Below are 21,076 nucleotides of genomic sequence, written 5' to 3' on the forward strand. Positions count from 1 at the left end.
GCAGAGGGGGTGATTTGGTCAGACACCCAGATAGGTGTGCAGCTTGTCCATGTTCTGGGCGAGCTGGTCGTTCGGGATCATGTCCACGACATGGCCTTCCTCCATCACGTAGTGGCGGTCGGCGATGGTCGCGGCGAAGCGGAAATTCTGCTCCACCAGCACGATGGTGAAGCCGCGCTGCTTCAGCTTGCGCACCGCCACCCCGATCTGCTCGATGATCACGGGGGCGAGGCCCTCGGTCGGTTCGTCGAGCAGAATCAGGTCGGCGCCGGTGCGCAGGATGCGCGCGATGGCCAGCATCTGCTGCTCGCCGCCCGACAGGCGCGTGCCCTGGGTGGTGCCGCGGCCCTGGAGGTTGGGGAACAGCTCGTAGATCTGTGGCACGGTCATGCCGCCCGACTTCACCACCGGCGGCAGCATCAGGTTCTCGTCCACGCTGAGGGAGGAGAAGATGCCGCGCTCCTCCGGCACGTAGCCGATGCCGAGGCGGGGAATCCTGTGCTGCGCCATGCCGATCAGCTCCTTGCCCTGGAAGCGGATCGAGCCGTTGCGCTTGCCGACGATTCCCATGATCGAGCGCATGGTCGTCGTCTTGCCGGCGCCGTTGCGGCCCAGCAGAGTCACCACCTCGCCCTGGCGCACGTCGATGTTGACGCCGTGCAGCACGTGGCTCTCGCCGTAGAAGGCCTGGAGGTCGCGGATTTCCAGCATGGCGGTCTTCACGGTCGCGCCGTCAGGCATGGCCCACCTCACCCGTGCCCATGTAGGCCTCCATGACCTGCGGGTTGCGCGATACGACGTCGTATGCGCCCTCGGCCAGGATCTCGCCGCGGCGGAGCACGGTGATCGTGTCCGACAGGTGGGCGACGACCGACAGGTTGTGCTCCACCATCAGGATGGTGCGGTCGGCGGAGACGCGCTTGATGAGGGCGGCGGTGCCCTCGATGTCCTCGTGGCCCATGCCGGCCAGCGGCTCGTCGAGCAGCATCACCTCCGGGTCGAGCGCCAGCGTGGTGGCGATCTCCAAGGCGCGCTTGCGGCCGTAGGGCAGCTCGGCGGCGGTGTGGCCGGCCCAGGGGGTCAGGTTCACCGCCTCGATCAACTCCTCGGCGCGGGCGTGGAGGTCGTACAGGCTGGCCTCCGGCTTCCAGAAATGGAAGCTGGTGCCGCGCGGGCGCTGCAGCGCCACGCGGACATTCTCCAGCACGCTGAGGTGCGGGAAGACGGCGGAGATCTGGAAGGAGCGCACCATGCCAAGCAGCGCCACGTCGGCGGGCTTCATGGCGGTGATGTCGCGCCCCTTGTAGAGGATCTGGCCGCGCGTCGGCGTCAGGAACTTGGTCAACAGGTTGAAGACCGTGCTCTTGCCGGCGCCGTTCGGGCCGATCAGCGCATGGATCGTGCCGCGGCGAACCTGGAGGTTCACCTCCTTCACCGCGATGAAGCCCTTGAACTCTTTCGAGAGTCCGCGCGCCTCAAGAATGATGTCGTCGGCCATGGGTGCCGCTTTTCCCTCCCTGTTCGTCCGCGTCGTCTGCCGGTCCGCGTTTTTGGTTACGCTGGTATAAGCACACGGCATGCCAACCGTCAAGATTTCGGCCAACCTGTTGGAATAGCTTATTTTCCCGAGGAAGCCCGCTGGCGTCGCATCTCTCCCGGAGTGTCAGCTTTCCAGACAGACTGTACCGATCTTCCGACACACCAACGGCAGGGTGAGCGGAACGTTTCAGGTTCGCCGGGCGCAGAACGGCGCGGCCCCGCGAACCCGAGGGGCGGACGCTGCCCTGCGGTGAACCACACGGACTCAGGGCGATTTCGCACGGTCACCGCAGCATTCAGCCGCCTTCCAACGGCTTCCCCTTGCCATCCGTGACGGCTTGGTCCAATTGGTGCGCCGCCGTTCCCGATTCACAGACAGTTCTCGCCCATGCCCGCCATTGCCCTCAGCGTTGCACCGATGATGGACTGGACGGACCGCCATTGCCGGACCTTCCATCGCCTGCTGTCGAAGAACACGCTGCTCTACACCGAGATGGTGACCACCGGCGCCGTGCTGCACGGCGACCGTGAGCGGCTGCTCGGCTACGACGCGGCGGAGCATCCGGTGGCGCTCCAGCTCGGCGGGTCGGACCCGGCGGAACTGGCGGCCTGCGCCCGCATCGCCGAGGAGTGGGGCTATGACGAGGTCAACCTGAACGTCGGCTGTCCAAGCGACCGCGTGCAGTCGGGCCGCTTCGGCGCCTGCCTGATGGCCGAGCCCGATCTGGTCGCCCGGCTGGTCGGCGCCATGCGCGAGGCGGTGTCGATCTCCGTCACCGTGAAATCGCGGATCGCCATCGACGAGATGGAGGAGTGGCCGACTCTGGACCATTTCGTCCGCACCGTGTCCGCCGCCGGCTGCACCCATTTCATCGTGCACGCCCGCAAGGCCTGGCTGAAGGGCCTCAGCCCCAAGGAGAACCGGGACATCCCGCCGCTGCGCTACGACCTCGTGCACCGGCTGAAGCAGGAGAACCCGCAGCTTACCATCGCCATCAACGGCGGCATCCGGACCCTGGACGAGGCGGAAGGGCATCTCGCCACGCTGGACAGCGTGATGATCGGGCGCGCCGCCTACGAGACGCCTTTCATCCTGGCCGACGCCGACCGACGCCTGTTCGGCGGCGAGCCCGGTCCCGACCGCTATGCGGTGGTCGAGGCGATGGCGGCCTACGCCGAGGAGCGGATGCGCCAGGGGGCGCCGCTGTCGGCGATCACGCGGCACATGCTGGGGCTCTTCCAGGGCCTGCCCGGCGCCCGCGCATGGCGCCGCCACATCAGCGAGAACGCCCATCTCCCCGGCGCCGGACCGGAGGTGCTGCTGAAGGCTGCGGCGCTGGTGCCCCATCGGGAAACGGTCATGCGGCAAGCGGGATGAGCGCGGCGAGCGTCAGGCAGACGACGATGGTCAGGCGGGTCCGAAGCGTGCCGAACCAGCGGGGATAGCGCCCGTCCGCCGCCGCGCTGCGGTCCACCGCCCAGGCGAGGAGGAAGGCCAGGATCAGCGCCGGCACCGTCAGGCCGGACGGCAGCAGGGTGGCGCCCCACCCCAGCAGCGACGGCGTCACGCCCCAGACCAGCCACGCCGGCCCGCTCGTCTCGCCGTCGCGCCCCGAGAGGACCCGGCCCCAGTGGATGGCGCCGATGAAGGACAGGATCGACACCGCGTAGACGACAACCGCCCGCACCAGGGCGGCCTGCCCGTCGCCTTCCGCCATCCAGGCCAGCGCGGTCCCGCCGACGAAGGGGATCAGCCCGCCGTAGGACAGCAGCCGGACGACCGAGGCCCGGCGCTCATCGAAGGACAGCGCGTCCATGCGCTTACGGCGTCAAAGAGGATTGGGCCAGCGCCTTGTCCACGGCCGCGGTCAGGGTGGCGGAGTCCGGCGCGACCGGGCTGCCGAACCACTCCACCAGCCGTCCGTCGCGGCCGATCAGGATCTTGTGGAAGTTCCAGCGCGGCACGCCCTGCGGCCCGGTGACCGCCGCCGCCCAGCGGTAGAGCGGATGGGCCTGCGGACCGGTAACGGACTGCTTTTCCATCAGGGGAAAGTCCACGCCGTAGTTGATTTCGCAGAAGGACGCGACCTGCGCGTTGCTGCCAGGCTCCTGCCCGCCGAAATCGTTGCTCGGCACACCCAGGACGACCAGCCCGCGGTCCCGCCGCCCGGCCCAGAGCTTTTGCAGCCCCTCGTACTGGCCGGTGTAGCCGCATTGCGATGCCGTGTTGACCACCAGCACCGCCTTGCCCCGGAAGGCATCGGGCGCGAGCGTCCCGCCGTCGATGGCCGGCAGGGGCAGCGAAGCCCAGTCGAGCGCGTCGGGCGTCACCCGGCTGTCGTCCGCCACCGCCGCGCCGGGTACGGCCGCGGACAGCATCAGGACGGCGGACAGCGTCACGGCGGCAAACTGGACGGCGGATCGGGCAGCGGTTCGGACGGTATCGCGAGTCGTTGGCATGGCGGTCTCCTGGTCGGCGACGCTTGGCTGTACGGCCTTGTCCTATACGGCGGCCGAGGCGTGTCGGATCATGCACACGCATGGGTGCCATGGCCATCTTGCCGTGCGCCGGACGGGCGCGTCTGCTTTAGGGTTGTCCCCCCGCACGCCCCAGACCATAGACCGGCCGACGCTTTCCCATGCGCCTTCTCATCCTGATGCTCGGCCTCGCCGGCTTCGCGAGCGCTTTTTCCCTGCGGACCACGGACCCGATGCTGACCGTCATCGCGTCAGACCTGGGCATCGGCGTGGCCGAGGCGGCCCTGCTCTCCTCCGCCTACACGCTGCCCTACGCGGCGATGCAGCTGATCCTGGGGCCGGTCGGTGACGCCATCGGCAAGACGCGGCTGATCCGGCTGTCGCTGGTCGTCCTGACCATCGGTGTGGCGCTGTCGGCGGTGGCGCCCGGCTACTACACCGTTCTGGCCTCGCGGATGCTGGCCGGCGCCTTCGCCGGGGGAATCATCCCGGCCTCCATGGCGCTGATCGGCGACCGGGTGGTCTACACCGAGCGGCAGTTCGCCATCAGCCGCTTCCTGCTGGCGGTCATCCTCGGTCAGATGTCCGGCTCCGCGGTGGCCGGCGCCCTGTCGGAGGTGGCGGGCTGGCGCACCGTCTTCGCCCTGGCCGCGGTGGTGACCGGCCTGATCGCGCTGACCGCCGCCCTGCTCCTGAAGGGTGAGCGGGAGGAGCGGCTTCCCCTGTCCATTGCCGACGCGCGGGCGCGCTACGCCTCCGTCCTGGCGAATCCGGTGTCGGTCTGGGTCTTCGCGACGGTGGCGGCCGAAGGGCTGCTGATTTTCGGCGTCTTCCCCTTCGTCGCTCCCATGCTGGCCCGCCACGGGGCGGAGGGCGCCTTCGAGGCCGGGGTGACGCTCGCCGCTTTCGCCATTGGCGGAGTCGTCTACAGTTTCATCGTGCGGCGCCTGTTGGGCACGCTCGGCCAATGGGGGATGATGGGGGCCGGCGGCCTGGTGGCCGGCGGGGCCTATCTGGCGATGCTCGCCCCAGTGCCCTGGCCGGTGGTGTCCTTGCTGTTCCTGGTCGCCGGATTCGGCTTCTACATGCTGCACAACACGATGCAGACCCAGGCGACGGAGTTGTCGGCGACGGCGCGTGGGTCGGCGCTCGCCCTCTTCGCCTCCTCCTTCTTCCTGGGGCAGGGAATCGGGCCGGTGGTCTATGGGGCGGTTGCCCATCAGGTCGGGCTGCCCGCCCTGTTCCTGTTCGGCGGCGCGTTGACCATGCTGCTGGGCGTCGGCGCCGTGCGGCTGATCCGCCGCCCAGCCTGAGAGGGCCGGCCCGACTGATATGTCAATATTTCGGATATCCCCAGATTCTGTGGATAACTCTGTTGGCGAATCGAGGGGTAACCGAAGGGATCAACGGTCCCTCAAGGGGTCCGGCAGAAATGCCTTGTTTTTGGGCACATTAGAAAACCGCGCCAATCAAGGATTTTTCGGGCGCCGAGCTTGCCTTCGCCCCTGATCCAGCGGCTGCCCTGCCCGGCAACGGGAGTCAAGCGAAGGATGCGCGCGCCTGTGAACAACTTTCCTTGACAGGGCCTGCGGGCCACGGCAAAGGGCTGTTTCCGGCGCTGCGACGACTTGCGCGCCACCGGTCCGCGGAGCAGTCTGGCGCCATGTTCACCGTCAGCGAGAGCGAAGCCGAAGCGATCCGCCAAGCCTTCCACGACCGCGGGGAATGGTCCGCCGTGGTGGAACTGCGCCGGCTGTTCCCCGTCTTCGCCAACAACCCGGAGGCGCTGCGCTGCGTGCGCGCCATCGCCGGCTGGCACCCTCTGCCCGACCCCGCCGGGCCTCCGCCCAAGGTGACCCAACTGCGGCGCCGCAAGCCGGCGGAGCCGCAGCCCTGAGCCTTACGTGGCGGTGCGCGGCCCGCGCTCGGTAAGGGTATCGGCCAGCGGCACGACCTTGCCGCCGTCGGCCACCACCTGAAGCTCCGGCACGCCGGCCTGGGCGCGGCGCTCGGCCAGAAGGACCTCCAGCATCGCCTCGACCTTCGGCATGTGGACGGTCTGCTGGTCGAAGGGCATCTGGATGCCCTGTTCGCGGAACTGCTCCAGGATGCGCATGCGCAGTTCGTTGCGCACCGGGATGATGTGCTCGGTGTTGGCGACGAAACAGCGCAGCTCGAACTCCGGCCCGCTCGGCCCGAAGTCGCGGAACATCACCACCGGCTCCGGGTTGCGCAGCACCTGGGCGTGGCCATAGCCGATCCTCAGCAGCATCGCGTAGACCTGCCGGGCGTCGGTGTCGTAGGTGATGCGGACCTTGATCTCGATGCGGGTGGTCTTGTCCTTCAGCGTCCAGTTGACCACCGACTTGGAGATGAACTCCGAGTTCGGGATGATCACCGAGGCGCGCTGGAAGGTCTGGATCTCCGTCGCGCGGACGCTGATCCGGCGCACGGTGCCCTCCAGCCCGTTGACGACCACCCAATCGCCCACCTTCACCGGCCGCTCCACCAGCATGATCAGGCCGGAGATGAAGTTGCTGACGACGTTCTGCAGGCCGAAACCGATACCGACCGACAGGGCCGACGCGATCATGGCGAGGCTGGACAGGTCGAGCCCCAGCGTGCCGACCGACATCAGCACCGCCATGGTGGTGCCGAGATAGCCCACGCCCATGCGGATGGAGTTGCGCACGCCGTCGTCCATGTTGACGCGGCCGAGGATGCGCTCGTCGAGCTGGCGCTGGATGAAGCGGGTCACCGCGACGACGACGCCCAGCACCATCAGCGCCGACATGATGTCGCCCGGCGCGATGCGCACGCCGCCCACCGTGACGCCGCTGAGGAAGCCGTCGGCCAGCCCCTTCATCTCCGACAGGGTCATGCCGGTCAGCGGCAGCAGGAAGAAGGCCGCCACGGTCAGCAGCAGCCCGTCGATCACCGTGCGCCCGGCCTGCCCCAGCATCCGCCGGCCGCGGTCGGTGGCGATCACGATGTCGCGCACCTCGGCCACCTGCCCGCTGCCGCGCTCCAGCAGGACGCACAGCAGCTCCCGCAGGACGCCGCGCGCCACCAGCAGGACGCCGCCGATGATGAGCGTGGTCAGCATCAGCTTCGAGGCGTAGATCGCACCGACCAGATAGCCGGCGCCCGAGGCGACCAGCGAGGCGAGCGCCACCGCGCCGATCAGCAGGCGCAGACGCAGCCCGACGACCCGTGGACGGGGCGGCGGAGCCTCTTCGGCCTCCGCCGCGGCGGGTGCGGACGCCGGAGGAGGCAGGGTGACGTCCAGTCCGCCCCCGGGCGTCGGCTCGGGGCACCCGCAATCGTCGGTCGCCTCGGCCTCCGGCGGCGGGGCGGCGAGCCAGAGGTGATCGGGGTAGAGGAACAGCAGCGACACGGCGATCAGCGCCATGGTGCCGAAGCCGGTGATCGACCGCAGCTCCGGCGGGGTGAACATCCCCTCCGACAAGGCGATGCCAGTGCCGGCCAGCGCCAGTCCGATCATGGCGAGCGGGACGCGGCGGACCAGACGGCGCGCGCTGTCCGGGTCGAGGTTGGCGAGCTGCCAGGACGGATGATCGGGCGCCAGGGTGGCGCGGGCGACACCGGTGACCAGGAAATAGGCGGTCAGGCCGCCCGACACCCCGACCACCAGCGCGGTCAGCGGCCCGGCGTCGGCCGCGTCGCGCAGCAGCCCGACCAGGGCGCCGCTCAGCACCAGAGTCGGCACCAGCGGCACGAGGCAGCGGGCCAGCGCCTCCACCGCCATCGCCACCACCCGCTGGCGGTAGCTGGGCCGCTCCTCCTGATTGCGGTGGCCGTAGCGGCGGAGCAGCACGCGGCGCACCGGCCAGGCGACCAGGAACAGGACGGCGGCGAGCGCGCCCAGACCGTACAGGCGGCCGCGCCACTCGTCGTCACCCATCACGATGCCGAAGGCCCGCCCGATGCGCTCCTGCACATAGGCCGTCTGCTCGGGCAGGGCGGCCCAGGTGGCGGGCAGCAGCGGCACCGGGCCGCGCCGGACGATCTGCTCGGTGAGCTGGGTCATGCGCTGGTCGGCGGCGGTGCGCAGCAGGATGTCGGCGCGGGTGACGATCAGCTCGGTCTGCTTGGTCCGCCCCTCCGCCTCGCCGATTGTCTGGGTCAGGCGCTTGCGCTCCGCGGCGATCCCGGCCTCCTCCGGCGGGGCGCCCTGGGCCGGCGGCGGGCCCAGCGCGTCGAGCATGCGCTGGGCGGTGTCGCGGGCGGCGGCGGCGGCGGCCCCGGCCTCGCGGACCTCGTGCTGGATCTTCGCCAGATCGGCGCGCAGCGTCTCGTACTCGGTGTTTGCCAGATCGCCGCCCGCGATGCGGTTGGCCGCCCGCTCCAAGGCGTTCTGCCATTGCGGCAGTTTCGTCTTGAAGTCCGCCGCCGCTTCCGCTGTCGGCGTGGCGGACTGGGCCATGGCCGATTGGTGGACGGCCGCGACAAGCGCGCCGCACAGCATCAGGACCACCAGGAAGCGGCCGATCCGATGGCGGAAAGCGGAGGAAGTCAGCATCACCGTTCGAAAGCTCATGTTGGCGAAAAGCTGCGGCCCCGGCGAACCGGGAAAAGGGATACCTATACTCTTCGTCGTCACGGCAAAAGTATGGCGCGTCGTGTCACCAGGATGCGACAGGGCGTTGCGCGCGGGAGTCTGCTCGCGCGGACCGGCGGCACCCGTCCGTGTCGGCGGTTTCGTGCGACTGCCTTCCGATTGGGCATGGCGTGGTTGCGCGCCTTGATGATACAGGTTGTGCATCGTCGTTTCACACGCACGTCATCATCATGGCCGGCTTGACCGACATCGACCGCACTCTGCTTCGCACCGCGCTGAAGGCCGCCAAGCGCAACGACGTCCCGTCCGTCGGGATGCCGACCGAGACGCTGGAACGGCTTCTGGAGTATTTGGCGGCTCTCGAAGACGCCCAGCCCGGCGCGCGGGCCGAAGACAACCAGGGGTCGAACTGAACCCCTTCAACCGTTGCCTGGGCAGCAATGGCAGGACAGCCAAGTCCCGCGATACATACTATCGTATGCAAACCAGCCGGGGCGGCACCGGTGTCGCTGCTGAACGATACGTTGTGACATTGAATTCGAGTCGCAACTGAAGCTCGACGCTCTCCGTCAAAAGAAGTAATACTTTGGGACCCACACCTTTTGGCGGACGATCGTCTTGTGCCAGTTTGCCACACCGGAATGCGGTCACGCCTGTCGCGCGATCAGGCTCGTCCGCGAACACAGCCGCGGCCCCGTGGGGTTGGATGCGCGCGCCTATCTGATCCGGGTCGAGCGCCGGCTCATGCAGTTCCATTGCGGTGCCCCGCTGGGCATTCCAGCGGAGGCGCCGCCGCCCCGCGAGGCCGCCGAATAGCCGCTCGATCCAACCCAGACCTTTGATCCCCGGGCCATCGACACCCCAGGCCATCATCCCCTGGGCGGTCAGTCCCGCCCACCGGGGGAATCGGGCCGGCCGCGGTCCGGCTCACGTCCGCGGTCACTGTCCGATGCCTCGTCGCGCTCCCGCTGGCGCTGCCATTGATCGAACTTCTCGGGATCGGTCACGAGATCGATGACGGACGGCTTCCGGTTGCCGTTGTCCTGCTGTGCGGGCATGAACACCTCCATCGTTGCACCACACCTGTCCTTTTGCATCATCAACAGCGCAAAGGGCCCGTCGCACCAAGCCCCGCAAGGGGAGAACCCCGCAAGCACAGCCTTGCTCCTTTGGCGTCCGGTTTTTGACACAGCACACCCCCGGCCGAATCCTTAGCCTGCGACGACGAACAAGACATGGTCGGGGGCGGGATGCTGCGGTTGGGAACACGGGTAAGGTTTGCGGGCCAGGAAGCCCTCGTCGTCGCACGGACCCTTGCCGGTGAGCCGACCTACGACATCCGTCTGGACGACGGCCGTCTCATCAAATACGCCGCCGAAAGCGACCTGGAACCGATCGAGGGGGACGGGTCCGAACCCCCGTCCGCTCCGGCGCGGCCATCCGGTTCCGGCGGCTCCAATCCGGGGGGCATGCAGTGACCCGCGACGACTTCCCCTATTCGCTCCAGCCCTACGCGATGCCCGACGATGGCGGCGACGGGACGCAGGACTGCGACGGCTGGACTCTGGTGCTGTTCCGCGCCGCCGACGAGGCCGAGCGGCTGTGGTTCCGCGACCACGGATTCGCCATGGAAGGCCGCCGCTGGGTCCGCCACGCGCCGGCTCCCGACGACGCCGCGGACACGCCGGCCTCCGCCGACGCCTCAGACGATCTCGACTTCGGAGACCGTGAGTCCGACGACCGGGCGCCGACCGGTGGCGGGCCCGCGCCGGACGTCGCCGCCTGATTTTCTGCTCCGGCATCCGCGGCCTGATCCAGTGCCGGCGCCCCTGTTCGCGGACACGCACGCCCCATGCCCGACAGCCTCGACTTCGACCGGAACGAGCTTGGCCCCCTCCGACTGGGCTCCAGTGATTTGCCGCAAGGCGATCGGACCCAGGGCGATCGGACCCAGGGCGATCAGCCCCAAGGCGATTCGCCCCTTAGCGACCCGCCTCCGGGCGACCGTCACCGGCCCGCCCCCGCCGCGACGGTTCCGCAGACCGCCCTGATCCGGCGGCTGCGCCGGGCGGCTTCGGGCAACGTCCCGGCGCCGGAAGGCGTGACGCTTCGCCAGGCCCAGCAGCGCGAGGTGATGGTCGGCGCCCATCTGACCCTGAGCATCGACTGGGCGACGGAGGTCGAGGTCCGGCTGGGCGCGGAGATGGTGCGATTCGCCATCTACTGCCGCAACGCCGCCGAGTTGAACGCGACGCTCGCCCGCGATCTTGACGCCGAGGCCGCCTCGCTGGAAACCGCCCACCGCTTCGCCACGCTGCTCGGCCCGCTGGACGAGCGGGTCGAGGCGATGGCCGCGGCGGAGGAACCGCTGCCGCCCCTGCCCTCGCTGCGCGGCCCTTACTACCTTCACGAGGTCTGCACCGGCTGCAACGGCGGCGGGGTGCGGGCCTGCGGCGGCGACGGCTGCCGCGGCGGCAAGGTCCGCTGCACCCACAGCGCGACGGCCGAGGCGCCGGACTGCCCCGATTGCGGCGGACGCGGCCAGCACCGCTGCCCGGTCTGCGCCGGCGACGGGGTGGTCGCCTGCGAGTCCTGCGGCGGGGTCGGGCAGTTCACCCACATCCACCACCCCCGCCTGACCGCCCACCCGTCCTACAGCCTCACCGCCCCGCCGGACGCCCCGGCGGCGGTGCGGATGGCGCTGGAGGAGGCCGGCTTCTCCGGTTTCGCCGCGCTCGCCAACCCCGCGCCCGCGACGGTGCGCCATTCCGGCACGCAACTCCTCTACCAGCGCAGCGGCACGCTGACGGTGGTCGCGCTGTCCTGGGACTGCGACGGCGTGCCGTTCGAGGTGGAGACCGTCGGGGCGGACGGCGACTCCGCCCCGCTTCCCCCCTTCCTGGACACCGTGCTGGCCCCGGTTCTGGCGCGCATCGCGGCGCTGCCACCCGCCGACGCCTTCGCCCTGGCCGGCACCTACCGCCTGACCCGCTCCATCGCCGAGGCGGTGCTGGACGGCCGGGAGCCGGACGCCGCGGCAATCGTCGCCGACCATGAGGGCTGCGTCAGCCCCGGCTTCGTGACGGAGATCGCCGCCGTCCTGGCGGAGCGCTTCGCCGAGACCAGCCGCACCGCCGTGGCGCGGAGCTGGATCGCCGCGGCGGGGCTGCTCGCCCTGGTCCTGCTGCTGGTGGCGGGCGTGGACGGCGCGGCCCTGCTGACCGGTGCGACGCCGGAACAGCCCGCCCCGGCGGCGCTGCGGCTGGGCTGGGACATCGGGCTTCCCATCGCCGCCGGGCTGGGCCTGTGGATGCTGGTGCGCACCGTGGTGCGCGGTGCACTGGGCGCGGCCTTCGGCGGGCCGGTCCGCGCGCCGGAGCAGGGGTCCTGGCCGCTTGCCCTGCTGTCCGCCGCGGCGGTGCTCCATCTCGGCCTGCTGACCTGGTGGAACGGCGGGCCGGGCTTCAGCCGGCTGAACCACCGGCTGGATGTCGAGGCGATCACCGAGGGACGCGCCCCGATGCCCACCCCGCGCGTCCTGACTCCGGAGGAACGGATCATGGCGGCGCAGCGGGCGCTCGCCCGGCTGGGGCGCTACGACGGCGCCATCGACGGCAAAATGGGCGAAGGCACGCGGACCGGGCTCGCCAGCCTGACCGGACTGATCGACACGCCGCCGGGGGTGGCTCCGGAAGACCCGCTGGATCTGGCCGTGGCCATCGCGGCCGACCGGGTGGCCGTCAATGTCCGGACGCCGGAACTGCTGGTCGGACCGGGCTGGAGCAACGCCACCCGCCTGCGCATGAGCCAGGACGACCAGGCGCAGGTCGCCGGGGCCTTCCTCGGCGCTCTCGCCGCGTCGGGCACGGAACGGGCGGCGGTCGGTCAGGAGTGGATGTCGGGAGACCGCTTGCGCTCCGGCGTGGTCACCGTGACGGGCCGCATCGCCGATCCGAAGGACCGTGGGCGCCTGTGCTTCGGCCTGACCCACGTCGTCACCACCCCCGCCGGGCGGGATGCCGGGACGCCGTTGCGCACCTGCCGGACCGCCGGGAACTGGACCCTTGAGGAGTGAAGGGGGATAAGGCCCGCTCCGTGCGGGCATGAAAAAGGGGCCTGAGAAGGCCCCGATTTTCATTGTCGTCCGGCAATGCGCCGACGATAGGGATGGTGCGGTCGAGAAGACTCGAACTTCCACAGCATTTCTGCCACAGCGACCTCAACGCTGCGCGTCTACCAATTCCGCCACGACCGCGACTTCATCGTTCGAATGAACTGGGCACGAAAGCCCAACCCATTGAATTAACTTGCTTTCCTAAGCGGGACGTTACGCGGCGCCGCATCGGATTGCAACAACTTTCTCGGGGTGCGACCAAGCCGCCGACCGGCCGTTCCCGGCCCGCCCGCGCCCCATTCGTGCGCGCCGCGCCCTGTTATCGCATTCCGGGGGGATAAGCAAGCGGGATGCTTCAACCGGGCGTGCCCAACGGTCGAACGGGCGCACGCCGACATCCCAAGGTTTCAATTCAATGCCTCACCAAAGACGGAGAAGAGAAAAACCCGGAGCAAGGCGCCGCACAGCACGATGATGCGGTGCAACAATTTAACTTCATGCGTTAACAGCGCTGTTTTTGACATTTTATGACTCCTTTTGCCGTTTTCCACCCGGAGCCGCGGTGCTATCGTTCGCCATCAGTTGTCCAATTGTTGGACCAAACTCAGGCGGCGCGATCATGAACGGCGTCTCAACCGTCAAGGCCATCTTCGAAGAGCTTCGCAAGGAGATCCCCGAGCGCTACCAGCCCGGCGATCTCTTGCCCAATGAGCGGCTGCTGGCGGAACGGTTCGGCGTCAGCCGCAACACGATCCGCGAAGTCATCATCTTTCTCGAAGCTTATGGCTTGGTGGAAAAGACGCAGCGCGGCCCGCGCGCCAGCAAGCCGGACATCGAGGCGATGTTCCGCATTCTCGATCAATGCTTTGACCGCAGCGTCAAGACCTGCCGGGAAGTCTTGCAGTTCCGCCGGATCATCGAGATCGGCGTGCTGCCCGAGGTGGTCCGGCACATCACCGACGCGGAGATCGACGGGCTCGACCGTCTGGCCGAGGACATGGAGCACCAGTTGACGGTGCGCGAGGCCGCGGAGGTGGACTTCCGCTTCCACGCCGCCATCGTCGCCGCCTCCCGCAACTCCATGTTGCAGAAGATGTATCAGGCGATGTCGCAGCCGATGATCTATTACATGGAGATCGGCAAGAGCAACGCGGTGATCGGGCCGACCACGGTCGATTATCATCGTCAGATCATCGCAGCGCTGCGCGAGCGCTCGGTCGGGAAGGCCGTCGAGGCCAGCAACGCACACTTCCATTTCAGCGAGAGCGTGTTCAACCAGGAAGCGCAGCCCACGGCTGCGCCCAAGCCCTGAACACGTCGGCTTCCCAAAAAAGGACATCACCTGTGAAAGCACTGATGATCGAAGGCGTGGACGTCTGCGCGATCCACGAGGTGGCGGAGCCGACCCCCGGCCCCGGCGAGGTGCTCCTGGCCATCCGCCACGTCGCCCTGTGCGGCAGCGACCTCAGCACCTTCAAGGGGCTGAACCCGCTGGTGTCCCTGCCGCGCATCCCCGGCCACGAGATCGGCGGCGAGATCGCCGCGGTGGGCGAGGGCGTTCCGGCCGAATACGCCGTGGGCCGGCGCGCCATCGTCATTCCCTACACCGCCTGCGGCACCTGCCCGTCCTGCCGCAAGGGCCGGGTCAACGCCTGCCGCAGCAACCGCACGCTCGGCGTGCAGCAGAACGGCGGCTTGGCCGAGCGCATCGTCCTGCCCTACGGCAAGCTGATCCTGAACGACACGCTGGCGCCGCGCCATCTGGCGCTGGTCGAGCCGCTGTCGGTCGGCTTCCACGCCGCCGCGCGCGGGCGCGTCGAGGCGTCCGACACCGTCCTGGTGCTGGGCTGCGGCATGATCGGCATGGGCGCCATCGCCGGCTCCGTCCATCGCGGCGCCACGGTGATCGCCGTGGACATCGGCGAGGCGAAGACCGGTCTGGCCCGCCGCTACGGCGCCGCCCACACCATCGATGCCGCCAAAGAGGACGTTACCGCCCGCGTCCTGGAGCTGACCAACGGCGACGGCGCCGACGTGGTGATCGAGGCGGTCGGCCTGCCCGCCACCTTCACCCAGGCCATCGACCTCGTGTCCTTCGCCGGCCGCGTCGTCTACATCGGCTATGCCAAGGAGCCGGTGTCCTACAAGACGCAGTTCTTCAACCTGAAGGAGCTGGACATCATGGGGTCGCGCAACGCGACCTCCGAGGATTTCCAGGCCGTCATCCACTATCTCGAAACGCTCGGCCACGCCCCCGACGACCTGATCTCCAAGGTCTTCCCCTTCGAGGAGGCCGACAAGGCCCTGCCCTACTGGGCCAAGGAGCGCGACACCACGGTCAAGGTGATGATCGAGCGCTGACCCTTCCGGCGGCGCCCGCCGGGCGCCGCCGCCACCAGAACTGCTACGGCGGGACATGCCGGTCCCGCCGCCGGGTCCGGCCATGTTCGGCGGGACCCGTCCCTGGGCCACGTCCGCAGACGGGCTCTCCGGCATCCACTATGGAGGAAATAACAATGAAGCGCTTTCTGGCGTCTGCCCTTGCCGCGTGCGTGCTGTCGATCGGTGCCGCGTCCGGCGCCATGGCCAAGACCGAGATCATGGTCGCCTATGAGAACAACCCGGGCGAGCCGCTCGACCGGGTGATGCATCACTGGGCCGACCTCCTGAAGGAAAAGAGCAAGGGTGAAATCACCCTGAAGCTGTTCCCCAGCTCCCAGCTGGGCGCCAAGAAGGACGTGATGGAACAGGCGATGATGGGGATGAACGTCATCACCCTGACCGACGTCGGCTTCCTGCAGGATTACGACGCGGATCTCGGCGTGCTGTTCGGCCCGTATCTGACCGACGACCCCCAGAAGCTCTTCAAGATCTACGAGAGCGATTGGTTCAAGAAGAAGGACGAGGCGCTGCGCAAGAAGGGCGTGCACATCGTCATGTCCAACTACCTGTACGGCGTGCGCCACATCCTCGCCAAGAAGCCGATCAACACGCCCGAAGACCTCAAGGGCATGAAGATCCGCGTCCCGAACAACGTGATGCAGATCAAGACGATCGAGGCGATGGGCGCCACCGCGACGCCGATGCCGCTGGGCGAGGTCTACCCGGCCCTGACCACCGGCCTGATCGACGGCGTGGAGAACCCGATCTCCGTGCTGTACGGCGCCAAGCTGCATGAGCAGGCCAAGTATCTCAGCCTCGTCGGCTATCTGACCAACACCTCGGTGTGGGTCGGCGGCGAAGCCTTCTTCAGCAAGCTGCCGGCGGACGTCGTGAAGATGGTCCACGAGACCGGCTATGAGGCCGGCCTCTACAGCCAGAAGCTGGCCGCCGAGCAGGACGCCGAGTTCATCGAGAAGATGAAGGCGACCGGCGTCACCGTGATCCAGCCGGACCCGGCGCCGTTCCGCGAGGCCACCAAGGTCGTATACACCCAGTTCCCCAAGTGGTCGGCTGGCCTGTATGAACAGATCCAGAAGGATCTCAAGTAAGAAATAAGTAAATCCGGGCGGAGCTTCCGTTCCGCCCGGATCGCCTGGAGGATTATGCCATGGAGTTGATCCGGCGTTTGCCATCGGTCATCGCGGGAACCGCGCTGGCCGGTCTGGTGGTGATGACCATCGTGGCGGTGTTCGCGCGCTATCTCTTCGACGCCCCGCTGCATTGGGGCGAGGAGATGTCGGGGCTTCTGATGATCTGGATCATCATGATCGGCGCCATCGTCGCCGAGCGTGACGGCCAGCATCTCGAAATCCCGCTGTTCGTGGACCTGCTGCCCACCCGCATCCGGGCGGCGGTCGATCTGACCATTTCGGCCCTGTCGATCCTGGTTCTCGGCTATGCCGGCTGGCTCGGCTACCTGCTCGCCCAGAGCGCCCAGTACAAGCTGACGGAAATTCTTCAGATCTCCTGGTTCTGGATCGACATTGCCGTTCCGGTCGGTGCGATTGGCCTCGTCGCCTATCTTCTGCACCGTTGCTTTATTGACATCATGGTGATCGTCAAGGGGGAAGCGCCATGAGCTGGCCCGTCATCATTCTTATTATGCTTTGTCTTTTCGCTTTGAATATGCGAATCTACATTGCAATCTTCGCATCGGTTCTTGTCTATTTCGTGTTCTTCAGCCCGGTTCCGGACCAGATCGCGGTGCAGCGGCTGATCGGCGCGTCGCAGAATCTGTCCCTCCTGGCGATCCCCTTCTTCATCCTGCTCGGCACGCTGATGGACCACACCGGCGTGGCCAAGCGCCTGCTGCGCGTGGCCGACCTGATGGTCGGCAAACTCACCGGCGGCATGGCGCTGACCAACATCATGCTGAGCACGCTGCTGGGCGGCGTCAGCGCCTCCAACCTCGCCGACAGCGCCATGCTCACCCGCATGCTGGTGCCGGAGATGGAGCGCAAGGGCTACAACCGCGCCTTCGCCGCCGCCGTCACGGCGTCGGGCGCGCTGGTGACGCCGATCATCCCGCCGGGCATCGCGCTGATCATCTACGGCCTCGTCGCCGACGTCTCCATCGGCGCCATGTTCATGGCCGGCATCCTGCCCGGCATCGTCATGGCCATCATGCTGATGGGCGCCGCCTACATCGTGTCCAAGCGCAACGGCTATCCGCCGTCCCGCGACAGCTGGCCGACCGCCTCGGAGACCACCAGCGCGCTGGTCGGCGCCTGGCCGGTGCTGGTCCTGCTGGTCGCCATCATCGGCGGCATCCGCGCCAACATCTTCACCCCGACCGAAGCGGGCGCGGTGGCGGTGCTGATCGTCCTGGTGATCGGTTTCGTGATCTACCGCGAAATGCGCGTCGCCCATGTCCTGGACGCCCTGGTCGGCACCTTCAAGGCGACCTCCTCGGTCATGCTGGTCATCATGGCCTGCTCGGCCCTGGCCTGGGTGCTGTCGCTGGAGCAGGCGGCGCAGCAGTTGGCGACCTTCATCACGGCGCTGACCGACAACAAGTACGTCTTCCTGATCATCCTCAATCTGCTGCTGCTGTTCCTCGGCATGCTGATCGAGGGCAACGCGATCCTCATCGTCATGGTCCCGCTGCTGATGCCGACGGTGCACCAGCTCGGCATCGACCCGATCCACTTCGGCATCGTGGTGATCGTGAACCTCGCGGTCGGCTGTCTGACACCGCCGGTGGGCACGGTCATGCTGCTGGTCTGCAACCTCGCCAAGGTGAAGATCTCGGACTTCATGAAGCAGTCCACCCTGCTCTTCGTGGCGCTGTTCATCTCGCTCATGCTCGTCACCTTCGTGCCGGAGCTTTCGCTGCTCCTGGCCCGCTGACCCCTGGCCCGCTGACCTTTCCTGCCGCCCTCCCGCTTCCCTCGCTTCTCCCCCAAGGGGCCTGACATGTCGAAGTACCTGAAGATCCATTCCAGCGACACCGTCGCCGTCGCCCTGGAGCCGCTGGCCCAGGGCACCGCGATCGACGGTCTGGGCGTCGTCCTGCTCGACGAGGTGCCGCAGGGCCACAAGTTCGCCGTGACGCCGCACCAGCCGGGCGACCGGGTCATCAAGTACGGCAGCGTGATCGGCCTCGCCAAGGAGGCGATCCCGGTGGGGCGGCATATCCACACCCACAACATCGGGACCGCGCTGGGCGGCCTGCAGGACTACGCCTACGCCGGCCCGGCGAACGACGCGGCGCCGGCCAGGCGGGAGGCGCCGACCATCCAGGCCTTCGTCCGCGCCAACGGCGAGATCGGCGTGCGCAACGACCTGTGGATCATCCCGCTGGTCGGCTGCGTCAACGGCCTCGCCAAGAACGCGGCCAAGCGCTTCGAGACGATGGGCCTGCTTCCCGAGGGCTCCCGCGTCACAGTGCTGGAGCATCCCTACGGCTGTTCGCAGCTCGGCGGCGACCTCGACAACACCCGCAACATCCTGCGCGACTTCGCCATCCACCCCAACGCCGGCGGCGTGCTGGTCATGGGGCTGGGCTGCGAGAACAACACCCGCGCCCTGTTCACCCAGGGCTTCGAGCATCCCGACCCGCGCCGCCTGCGCTACCTGACCACCCAGGAGGTGTCGGACGAGCTTGAGGCGTCGCTGGAGGCGATGACCGAGCTGGCCGCGGTGATGCGCGAGGACAAGCGCGAGCCGGTCGGCGCCGACCGCCTGCGCATCGGCCTGAAGTGCGGCGGCTCGGACGGCTTCTCCGGAATCACGGCGAACCCGCTGCTGGGCGCCTTCTCCGACTGGCTGTGCGGGATCGGCGGCGCCACCGTGCTGACCGAGGTGCCGGAGATGTTCGGCGCCGAGCATCTGCTGATGGAGCGCGCCGAGAGCCGCGAAGTCTTCGAGGGCGTCGTCACCCTGATCAACGACTTCAAGCAGTATTTCATCGACCACAACCAGCCGATCTACGAGAACCCCTCGCCCGGCAACAAGGCGGGCGGCATCAGCACGCTGGAGGAGAAGTCGCTGGGCTGCACCCAGAAGGCCGGCCTCTCCCCGGTGCGCGACGTCATCCGCTACGCCGAGCGCATCCGCAAGCCGGGCCTGACCCTGTTGGAGGCTCCGGGCAACGACGGCGTGGCGGTCACCGCCCTGGCCGCCGCCGGCTGCCACATCGTGCTGTTCACCACCGGCCGCGGCACGCCGCTGGGCGGCGTGGTGCCGACCATGAAGATCGCCACCAACACCGCCATGGCCGAGAAGAAGAAGCACTGGATCGACTTCAACGCCGGCCCCATCGCCGAGGCCACCGCCACGGTGGACAGCCTGCTGCCGTCCTTCATCGACAGCATCCTCGCCGTCGCCAACGGCAAGGAGGCGCGCAACGAGGAGAACGACGTCCACGACCTCGTGATCTTCAAGTCCGGCGTCACGCTCTGAACCCCGCCACCTCTCGGACAAGGACGCCGACCATGCAGCGCCTGAACGCATCCTTTCTCAACGGCCGGCCGCGCCCGACGACGACGCGGATCGTGCAATTCGGCGAAGGCAATTTCCTGCGCGCCTTCTTCGACTGGAAGGTCGACCGCCTGAACGAGGCCACCGGTGGCGACTGGGGCGTGACCGTTGTCCGCCCCATCCCCGGCAGCTTCCCGCAGACGCTGAACGAACAGGAGGGCGTCTACACCGTCCTGTCGCGCGGCGTCGACGAAGCCGGCCGGAAGGTCTCGCAGGCCCGGCTGATCGGCTGCGTGCGCAACGAGATCGCCGCGCACGGCGACTGGGCGTCGGTGCTGGAGCTGGCGCGCGACCCGAACGTTACCGTGGTCGTCTCCAACACCACCGACGCCGGGATCGCCTATGTCCCGTCAGTGGCCTACGCCGACGAGCCGCCGGTTTCCTTCCCCGGCAAGATGACCCGCTTCCTGCACGAGCGCTGGAAGGCCTTCGACGGCGCGCCCGACGCCGGCCTGCAGATGCTGGCCTGCGAGCTGATCGACCACAACGGCGAGGAGCTGAAGCGCATCGTCCTGCTGCACGCCCGCGACTGGGCGCTGGAGCCGGCCTTCATCGACTGGATCGAGACGGCGAACGCCTTCTACAACACGCTGGTCGACCGCATCGTCCCCGGCTTCCCGCGCGCCGAGGCCGACGAGTTGCGCCGCGAGCTGGGTTACGACGACAGCTTCATGGCGGCCGCCGAGCTGTTCCACCTCTTCGTGATCGAGCGCAAGGAGGGGATGCCGGCGCTGCGCCTGCCGCTGGGCGAGCATGACGAGGGCACCGTCGTCACCGCCGACGTCACCCCCTACAAGGCGCGCAAGGTCGCCATCCTCAACGGCGCCCACACCGGCCTGTGTGCCCTGGCCCTGCTGGCCGGCGTCGAGACGGTGGGCGAGGCGGTGAGCGATCCCGCCGGGGCGCGCTTCCTCGACCGGCTGCTCAACGAGGAGGTCATCCCCTTTCTCACCCTGCCGAAGCCGGAGCTGGAGGACTTCGCGGCCGCCGTGCTGCGCCGCTTCCGCAACCCCTACATCCGGCACCTGTGGTACGACATCAGCCTGAACGGCCTCGTCAAGTACCAGACCCGCAACCTGGACCGGCTGCTCGCCTACCGGGAGCGCTTCGGACGGCCGGCGCCGCTGATGAGCCTGTCGCTGGCCGCCTGGCTGGCCTTCTACCTCGGCCGTTTCCCCGGCGCCAAGAAACTGCCGCCGCGCGATTCCGCCGAGATCGTCGAGCGCGTCCGCGCCATCGGCGCCCTGGACGACGGCACCCCGGCGGGGCTGGAGGCGATGGTCGCCGCCTATCTGGACGAGACGGCCTTCTGGGGCCGCAGCATCGACGACCGCTCGCTGCGCGCCCAGGTCATCGAGGACATCCGCTTCCTGACGGATGAGCCCTTCACCTTCGCCCGTCTCGCCGCAAGGCTGGAGCGCTGACACTGAAAAGGCCCC

20 protein-coding genes and 1 tRNA gene are annotated in these 21,076 nt (G+C 68.3%); 14 read left to right on the top strand and 7 right to left on the bottom strand.

The window, feature by feature from the left end:
* Positions 1–18: 18 nt before the first annotated feature.
* The gene (locus FHW79_RS18330; protein WP_183180290.1) at positions 19–741 is read right to left on the bottom strand and encodes an ABC transporter ATP-binding protein; all 723 of its coding nucleotides are present in this window, start codon (positions 739–741) and stop codon (positions 19–21) included.
* Positions 734–1,498 carry an ABC transporter ATP-binding protein gene (locus FHW79_RS18335; protein ID WP_059399139.1) on the bottom strand — a complete coding sequence of 255 codons (765 nt, stop codon included), beginning with the start codon at positions 1,496–1,498 and terminating at the stop codon, positions 734–736. Before FHW79_RS18335 ends, FHW79_RS18330 begins: the two co-directional genes overlap by 8 nt.
* Before the next feature lie 429 nt (positions 1,499–1,927).
* On the opposite strand from FHW79_RS18335, the gene dusA reads away from it, so the two are divergent.
* A complete protein-coding gene (gene dusA, locus FHW79_RS18340) occupies positions 1,928–2,917 on the top strand; it encodes a tRNA dihydrouridine(20/20a) synthase DusA (protein WP_183180291.1) in 990 nt (329 codons plus the stop codon).
* Here the strand turns inward: dusA and FHW79_RS18345 are convergent.
* Both FHW79_RS18345 and FHW79_RS18350 read right to left on the bottom strand, forming a co-directional pair.
* The gene (locus FHW79_RS18345) at positions 2,898–3,356 is read right to left on the bottom strand and encodes a DUF3429 domain-containing protein (RefSeq protein ID WP_183180292.1); all 459 of its coding nucleotides are present in this window, start codon (positions 3,354–3,356) and stop codon (positions 2,898–2,900) included. The two genes, dusA and FHW79_RS18345, sit on opposite strands and share 20 nt — an antisense overlap.
* 4 nt (positions 3,357–3,360) lie before the next feature.
* Positions 3,361–3,999 (bottom strand): glutathione peroxidase, encoded by a 639-nt coding sequence (locus tag FHW79_RS18350; protein ID WP_183180293.1) that lies wholly within the window; start codon positions 3,997–3,999, stop codon positions 3,361–3,363.
* A gap of 179 nt (positions 4,000–4,178) precedes the next feature.
* Between FHW79_RS18350 and FHW79_RS18355 the strand changes: the two genes are divergently transcribed.
* Together FHW79_RS18355 and FHW79_RS18360 are read left to right on the top strand one after the other, a co-directional pair.
* Positions 4,179–5,330, top strand: coding sequence for an MFS transporter (locus tag FHW79_RS18355; protein ID WP_183180294.1), 1,152 nt, complete (start codon positions 4,179–4,181; stop codon positions 5,328–5,330).
* Between the two features lie 350 nt (positions 5,331–5,680).
* Entirely contained in the window at positions 5,681–5,914 is a 234-nt protein-coding gene (locus tag FHW79_RS18360) for a hypothetical protein (RefSeq protein ID WP_183180295.1), read from the top strand.
* Between the two features lie 3 nt (positions 5,915–5,917).
* Here the strand turns inward: FHW79_RS18360 and FHW79_RS18365 are convergent, their stop codons facing one another.
* Entirely contained in the window at positions 5,918–8,560 is a 2,643-nt protein-coding gene (locus FHW79_RS18365) for a DUF3772 domain-containing protein (RefSeq protein ID WP_247884488.1), read from the bottom strand.
* A 269-nt stretch (positions 8,561–8,829) separates the two neighbouring features.
* On the opposite strand from FHW79_RS18365, the gene FHW79_RS18370 reads away from it, so the two are divergent.
* On the top strand, positions 8,830–9,012 hold the full coding sequence (locus FHW79_RS18370; protein WP_183180296.1) for a hypothetical protein: 183 nt from the start codon (positions 8,830–8,832) through the stop codon (positions 9,010–9,012).
* Positions 9,013–9,483: 471 nt separating this feature from the next.
* On the opposite strand, the gene FHW79_RS18375 is transcribed toward FHW79_RS18370, so the two are convergent.
* Entirely contained in the window at positions 9,484–9,657 is a 174-nt protein-coding gene (locus FHW79_RS18375) for a hypothetical protein (protein WP_247884489.1), read from the bottom strand.
* Positions 9,658–9,849: 192 nt separating this feature from the next.
* Between FHW79_RS18375 and FHW79_RS18380 the strand changes: the two genes are divergently transcribed.
* The 3 genes from FHW79_RS18380 (at position 9,850) to FHW79_RS32775 (ending at position 12,674) form a co-directional block, all read left to right on the top strand.
* Positions 9,850–10,077, top strand: a complete 228-nt coding sequence (locus tag FHW79_RS18380; protein ID WP_183180298.1) for a hypothetical protein — start codon at positions 9,850–9,852, stop codon at positions 10,075–10,077.
* Positions 10,074–10,385, top strand: a complete 312-nt coding sequence (locus FHW79_RS18385) for a hypothetical protein (protein ID WP_183180299.1) — start codon at positions 10,074–10,076, stop codon at positions 10,383–10,385. The genes FHW79_RS18380 and FHW79_RS18385 overlap by 4 nt, the downstream gene beginning before the upstream one ends.
* 66 nt (positions 10,386–10,451) lie before the next feature.
* The gene (locus tag FHW79_RS32775; RefSeq protein WP_247884490.1) at positions 10,452–12,674 is read left to right on the top strand and encodes a hypothetical protein; all 2,223 of its coding nucleotides are present in this window, start codon (positions 10,452–10,454) and stop codon (positions 12,672–12,674) included.
* Between the two features lie 93 nt (positions 12,675–12,767).
* On the opposite strand, the gene FHW79_RS18395 is transcribed toward FHW79_RS32775, so the two are convergent.
* Positions 12,768–12,854 (bottom strand) — tRNA-Leu (locus FHW79_RS18395).
* A 421-nt stretch (positions 12,855–13,275) separates the two neighbouring features.
* On the opposite strand from FHW79_RS18395, the gene FHW79_RS18400 reads away from it, so the two are divergent.
* The 7 genes from FHW79_RS18400 to FHW79_RS18430 all read left to right on the top strand — a co-directional run bounded on the left by FHW79_RS18400 (position 13,276) and on the right by FHW79_RS18430 (position 21,061).
* The gene (locus FHW79_RS18400) at positions 13,276–14,025 is read left to right on the top strand and encodes a FadR/GntR family transcriptional regulator (RefSeq protein WP_348984213.1); all 750 of its coding nucleotides are present in this window, start codon (positions 13,276–13,278) and stop codon (positions 14,023–14,025) included.
* 32 nt (positions 14,026–14,057) lie between these two features.
* Entirely contained in the window at positions 14,058–15,074 is a 1,017-nt protein-coding gene (locus tag FHW79_RS18405; RefSeq protein WP_348984214.1) for a zinc-binding alcohol dehydrogenase family protein, read from the top strand.
* A gap of 155 nt (positions 15,075–15,229) precedes the next feature.
* On the top strand, positions 15,230–16,204 hold the full coding sequence (locus FHW79_RS18410; RefSeq protein ID WP_145672641.1) for a C4-dicarboxylate TRAP transporter substrate-binding protein: 975 nt from the start codon (positions 15,230–15,232) through the stop codon (positions 16,202–16,204).
* Between the two features lie 59 nt (positions 16,205–16,263).
* On the top strand, positions 16,264–16,734 hold the full coding sequence (locus tag FHW79_RS18415; protein WP_145672642.1) for a TRAP transporter small permease: 471 nt from the start codon (positions 16,264–16,266) through the stop codon (positions 16,732–16,734).
* Positions 16,735–16,757: 23 nt separating this feature from the next.
* The gene (locus FHW79_RS18420) at positions 16,758–18,005 is read left to right on the top strand and encodes a TRAP transporter large permease (protein ID WP_282184009.1); all 1,248 of its coding nucleotides are present in this window, start codon (positions 16,758–16,760) and stop codon (positions 18,003–18,005) included.
* Between the two features lie 66 nt (positions 18,006–18,071).
* Entirely contained in the window at positions 18,072–19,559 is a 1,488-nt protein-coding gene (locus tag FHW79_RS18425; RefSeq protein ID WP_183180301.1) for an altronate dehydratase family protein, read from the top strand.
* A 32-nt stretch (positions 19,560–19,591) separates the two neighbouring features.
* Positions 19,592–21,061 (top strand): tagaturonate reductase, encoded by a 1,470-nt coding sequence (locus FHW79_RS18430; protein WP_183180302.1) that lies wholly within the window; start codon positions 19,592–19,594, stop codon positions 21,059–21,061.
* The last annotated feature ends 15 nt before the right edge of the window (positions 21,062–21,076 follow it).

Source organism: Azospirillum sp. OGB3, from assembly GCF_014192915.1.
GTDB lineage: Bacteria > Pseudomonadota > Alphaproteobacteria > Azospirillales > Azospirillaceae > Azospirillum.

Excerpts from the sequence above, each read along its gene's own strand:
- FHW79_RS18330 (WP_183180290.1), bottom strand. The coding sequence starts at position 741 with ATGCCTGACGGCGCGACCGTGAAGACCGCCATGCTGGAAATCCGCGAC.
- FHW79_RS18335 (WP_059399139.1), bottom strand. The coding sequence starts at position 1,498 with ATGGCCGACGACATCATTCTTGAGGCGCGCGGACTCTCGAAAGAGTTC.
- dusA (WP_183180291.1), top strand. The coding sequence starts at position 1,928 with ATGCCCGCCATTGCCCTCAGCGTTGCACCGATGATGGACTGGACGGAC.
- FHW79_RS18345 (WP_183180292.1), bottom strand. The coding sequence starts at position 3,356 with ATGGACGCGCTGTCCTTCGATGAGCGCCGGGCCTCGGTCGTCCGGCTG.
- FHW79_RS18350 (WP_183180293.1), bottom strand. The coding sequence starts at position 3,999 with ATGCCAACGACTCGCGATACCGTCCGAACCGCTGCCCGATCCGCCGTC.
- FHW79_RS18355 (WP_183180294.1), top strand. The coding sequence starts at position 4,179 with ATGCGCCTTCTCATCCTGATGCTCGGCCTCGCCGGCTTCGCGAGCGCT.
- FHW79_RS18360 (WP_183180295.1), top strand. The coding sequence starts at position 5,681 with ATGTTCACCGTCAGCGAGAGCGAAGCCGAAGCGATCCGCCAAGCCTTC.
- FHW79_RS18365 (WP_247884488.1), bottom strand. The coding sequence starts at position 8,560 with ATGCTGACTTCCTCCGCTTTCCGCCATCGGATCGGCCGCTTCCTGGTG.
- FHW79_RS18370 (WP_183180296.1), top strand. The coding sequence starts at position 8,830 with ATGGCCGGCTTGACCGACATCGACCGCACTCTGCTTCGCACCGCGCTG.
- FHW79_RS18375 (WP_247884489.1), bottom strand. The coding sequence starts at position 9,657 with ATGCCCGCACAGCAGGACAACGGCAACCGGAAGCCGTCCGTCATCGAT.
- FHW79_RS18380 (WP_183180298.1), top strand. The coding sequence starts at position 9,850 with ATGCTGCGGTTGGGAACACGGGTAAGGTTTGCGGGCCAGGAAGCCCTC.
- FHW79_RS32775 (WP_247884490.1), top strand. The coding sequence starts at position 10,452 with ATGCCCGACAGCCTCGACTTCGACCGGAACGAGCTTGGCCCCCTCCGA.
- FHW79_RS18410 (WP_145672641.1), top strand. The coding sequence starts at position 15,230 with ATGAAGCGCTTTCTGGCGTCTGCCCTTGCCGCGTGCGTGCTGTCGATC.
- FHW79_RS18415 (WP_145672642.1), top strand. The coding sequence starts at position 16,264 with ATGGAGTTGATCCGGCGTTTGCCATCGGTCATCGCGGGAACCGCGCTG.
- FHW79_RS18420 (WP_282184009.1), top strand. The coding sequence starts at position 16,758 with ATGCTTTGTCTTTTCGCTTTGAATATGCGAATCTACATTGCAATCTTC.
- FHW79_RS18425 (WP_183180301.1), top strand. The coding sequence starts at position 18,072 with ATGTCGAAGTACCTGAAGATCCATTCCAGCGACACCGTCGCCGTCGCC.
- FHW79_RS18430 (WP_183180302.1), top strand. The coding sequence starts at position 19,592 with ATGCAGCGCCTGAACGCATCCTTTCTCAACGGCCGGCCGCGCCCGACG.